The 3,949-nt window shown below is 69.9% G+C and carries 3 protein-coding genes; 1 reads left to right on the top strand and 2 read right to left on the bottom strand.

Annotated elements, in window-relative coordinates; translation table 11 throughout:
- Positions 1-105: 105 nt before the first annotated feature.
- Entirely contained in the window at positions 106-978 is an 873-nt protein-coding gene (locus tag ACFWFI_RS41510) for an undecaprenyl-diphosphate phosphatase (RefSeq protein ID WP_387400951.1), read from the bottom strand.
- 171 nt (positions 979-1,149) lie between these two features.
- A complete protein-coding gene (locus tag ACFWFI_RS41505; protein WP_387400949.1) occupies positions 1,150-1,872 on the bottom strand; it encodes a TVP38/TMEM64 family protein in 723 nt (240 codons plus the stop codon).
- 878 nt (positions 1,873-2,750) lie between these two features.
- On the opposite strand from ACFWFI_RS41505, the gene tuf reads away from it, so the two are divergent.
- On the top strand, positions 2,751-3,920 hold the full coding sequence (gene tuf, locus ACFWFI_RS41500; protein ID WP_387400947.1) for an elongation factor Tu: 1,170 nt from the start codon (positions 2,751-2,753) through the stop codon (positions 3,918-3,920).
- Positions 3,921-3,949: the final 29 nt, after the last annotated feature.

Raw genomic sequence — 3,949 nt, 5'->3', positions numbered from 1 at the left:
ACCGTCGGGGGCTCGGGGCAGGCGTGCTGCCCGGAGTGCGGGGTACGGCCGGCCGGGAGTGCCGGACCCCGCAGGGTGCTGGGGGGCTTCGCCCCAGCGGGTTTGTCAGCCCGCGGATTCACCTGCGTGAGGGCTCAGCGCACCCGCTCCGACCAGGATGAACAGCACGATGCCCAGGATCACGCGGTAGATGACGAACGGCATGAAGCTCTTGGTCGTGATGAACTTCATGAACCAGGCGATTACGGCATATCCGACCGCGAACGCGATGATCGTCGCGAAGATCGTCGGGCCCCAGGACACATGCCCCTCGCCCGCGTCCTTCAGCTCGAACGCGCCCGAAGCCAGCACCGCCGGAATCGCCAGCAGGAAGGAGTAGCGGGCCGCCGCCTCACGGGTGTAGCCCATGAGGAGACCACCGCTGATCGTCGCGCCCGAGCGGGAGACACCAGGGATCAGTGCCATCGCCTGGCAGAAGCCGAAGATCAGACCGTCCCTGACACCCAGCTCCTTCAGCGACTTGCGCTCCTTGATCGCCCGGTGCTTGCCGCCCGTCTCGTCGCGGGCCGCGAGCCGGTCCGCGATGCCGAGGACGACACCCATGACGATCAGCGTCGTCGCGATCAGACGCAGGTCGCGGAAGGGACCCTCGATCTGGTCCTTGAAGGTCACACCGAGGACGCCGATGGGGATCGAACCGATGATGACCAGCCAGCCCATCTGGGCGTCGTGGTCGCCGCGCATCGAGGAATTGGTCAGCGACCGGAACCAGGCCGAGATGATCCTGGCGATGTCCTTGCGGAAGTAGATGAGGACCGCGGCCTCGGTACCGATCTGGGTGATCGCTGTGAACGCGGCTCCCGGGTCGTGCCAGCCCGCGAAGGCCGCGGTCAGCCGCAGATGCGCGCTGGAGGAGATCGGCAGGAACTCGGTCAGTCCCTGAACGAGGCCCAGGACGAATGATTCGAACCAGCTCATGGGGCTTAGGCCATCCCGGAGGTACTCATGCAACGGCCGACGGACGCGAAGGCCGTCGGCAACGTGCGGATGCGGTCAGAAAGGGGGACGGGACGCCACGGCCCCGGACATCCTCTGTCGGTTGCGCGCAGCGTATCGCCTGCAGGTGAACAGACTCTTGCCTGCCCCTGGCTAGGCCGCGCCGTCCGTCCCGCTCAGGCGGTGCCGCTTGCGCCAGGCCACCAGCGCCGCACCCGCGCCGGACAGCACGATGAAGGCCATCGCCGCCAGGAACACCGGCGACGTCGGCGAGGACGCCGAGCTGCCCGCGATGACGTACGCCGCCGTGTTCGGGATCGAGCCGAGCCCGGTGGCCAGCAGGAACGGCGGGTAGCCCATGCGCGACGTCGCCGCACAGTAGTTGGCCGCGGCGAACGGCACCCCGGGGAAGAGCCGCAGCGCCAGCATGGACCTGAATCCGTGCCGGCTCAGCAGTCCGTCCGCCGCCTTCAGGTACTTGCCGCGCAACAGCGTCCGGAGCGCGTCCTGCCCCAGCACCCTGCCGAGCAGGAAGGACACGCCCGCGCCGAGGACGGTGCCGGCCAGCGCCGCCGCGAGACCGGCCTGGGTACCGAACAGCGCACCGGCGGCCAGGTTGAGCAGCGGGCGTGGCACGAACGCCACGGTGCACACGCCGTACGCGAGCCCGAAAAGCATCACCGCGGCGGAACCCGTGAGTTGAGGCGGCCAGCCGGAGGCCAGCAGCCGCTGTGGTTCGAACAGCAGCATGGTGACGGCGGCGGCCAGCAGGACCGCCACGAGCAGGGAGAACCGGGACCAGGGGGACAGCAGCACCCTCGTACAGCGCACTGCGAGGCCACCGGAGGGCCGTGTAGCGGGGACGGGGTCGAACATTTGGGGAGCGTAACCGAAACATGTGTGTGATCGCCGTAATGTGCGGGCGGCGGGTGACGAGTCACTCATCGTTCACCGCAGCCCCGACCGCCCCGTCGGCCGACATGCCGAGCCTGAGCGTGGCAACTCCCGCCCACGGCAGCAGTTCCAGAACCATCGCCATCCCTTCCTTGTCGTTCAGCCCCTTCTGGTGCGCGGCGTCTGACCCGGTTCGTGTTGTCCCGCCCCGTCCTGGCCCTCGAAGCTCGGGTGCCGAGCCTCGAGCGTCGAGGTGCCGCGCAGTCCTCACGGGCGGTCAGAACGCCTGCATGCACACCCGTGTTTCGGCGGCGTCCAGTTCAAGGACATGGATTTCGATCCACTGGACCCCGCTCCGACGGTCGTCGCTCACGCAGGGTGGACAGACCCCGGCCCAGCGGACGCCCTTCTTTCTCTGGGGTTCGGCGAGACCGAGGTGCCCGAAGAGCTCTGTGGAGGCCGGAAGGTCCTGGTCCCTGGTGCGCAAGGGCTTCTCGGGGCGCAGGTCCGCCTTCGGGCTCAGCCGTCGCGTGGCCAGTCCGTCCTGCGGGCCGGTCCGGCCCGCGCGAAAACCATTCGACGCCGCCGCACCGCTCCGCCATGATCAGGGGCATGTTCCGGTACGCCTTCCTCGCAGCGCAGTCCGCAGTCGCGGACACGCCGAAGGCTGCCGTGAGCCCTGCGGCCGCATACACGGCAGCAGCCGCAGCAGCAACTGACGCAGCGTTCACCGCTGCGGCGGCGCCCTTCGGCGGCGCCCGAAGCTGACCCTCCCCCGACAGTCCGGCGGACCCCGTAAGGGGAGGGTCGGCGGGGCCCTGGGGTCTTCTCTCTCAGCTTCGAACACCAAGGAACGAGCCATGCCCAAGACGGCATACGTGCGCACCAAGCCGCACCTCAACATCGGCACCATGGGCCACGTCGACCACGGCAAGACCACCCTGACGGCCGCCATCACCAAGGTGCTCAGCGACCGCGGCAGCGGCACCTTCGTGCCGTTCGACCGGATCGACCGGGCTCCCGAGGAGGCGCAGCGCGGCATCACCATCAACATCGCGCACGTCGAGTACGAGACCGACACCCGCCACTACGCGCACGTCGACATGCCCGGACACGCCGACTACATCAAGAACATGGTCACCGGAGCGGCCCAGCTCGACGGGGCGATCCTCGTCGTCTCCGCGCTCGACGGCGTCATGCCGCAGACCGCCGAGCACGTCCTGCTGGCCCGTCAGGTGGGTGTCGACCACATCGTCGTCGCTCTCAACAAGGCGGACGTGGGTGACCCCGAACTCACCGACCTGGTCGAGCTGGAGGTCCGGGAGCTGCTCTCCGCGCACGGGTACGGCGGGGACACCGTGCCCGTCGTGCGGGTGTCGGGGCTGGGCGCGCTCCAGGGCGACCCACGCTGGACCGCGGCCGTCGAGGGTCTGCTGGACGCCGTCGACACGTACGTGCCGATGCCGGTGCGCTACACCGACGCGCCCTTCCTCCTGTCCGTGGAGAACGTGCTCACCATCACGGGCCGCGGCACCGTCGTCACCGGTGCCGTGGAGCGCGGCACGGTGCGCGTGGGGGACCGTGTGTCGGTGCTCGGCGCGGACGTCGAGACCGTCGTCACCGGCCTGGAGACCTTCGGGAAGCCGATGGAGTCCGCGGAGGCCGGCGACAACGTCGCACTGCTGCTGCGCGGGGTCGAGCGCGACCGGGTACGCCGCGGACACGTGGTGGCGGCGCCCGGCAGCGTCACTCCGAGCCGGCGTTTCACCGCGCAGGTGTATGTGCTGTCGGCCCGGGAAGGAGGCCGGACCACGCCGGTCACCACGGGATACCGGCCGCAGTTCTACATCCGTACGGCGGACGTCGTCGGGGACGTCGACCTCGGCGAGGCGGCGGTGGCGCGGCCCGGCGACACGGTCACCATGACCGTCGAGCTCGGCCGTGACGTCCCGCTGGAGTCGGGCCTCGGCTTCGCGATCCGCGAGGGCGGCCGCACGGTCGGCGCCGGCACGGTCACGGGCCTGCTCTGACGGACCATGCGCGGCCCGCCCCCCGACCC

The organism is Streptomyces sp. NPDC060209, from assembly GCF_042728155.1.
Taxonomy (GTDB): Bacteria; Actinomycetota; Actinomycetes; order Streptomycetales; family Streptomycetaceae; genus Streptomyces.
Note: the sequence above shows the minus strand (reverse complement) of the source record. Positions and strands in the feature narration are given on the sequence as shown.

Coding starts and splice junctions, on each gene's coding strand:
- ACFWFI_RS41505 (WP_387400949.1), bottom strand. CDS start 1,872: ATGTTCGACCCCGTCCCCGCTACACGGCCCTCCGGTGGCCTCGCAGTG.
- tuf (WP_387400947.1), top strand. CDS start 2,751: ATGCCCAAGACGGCATACGTGCGCACCAAGCCGCACCTCAACATCGGC.
- ACFWFI_RS41510 (WP_387400951.1), bottom strand. CDS start 978: ATGAGCTGGTTCGAATCATTCGTCCTGGGCCTCGTTCAGGGACTGACC.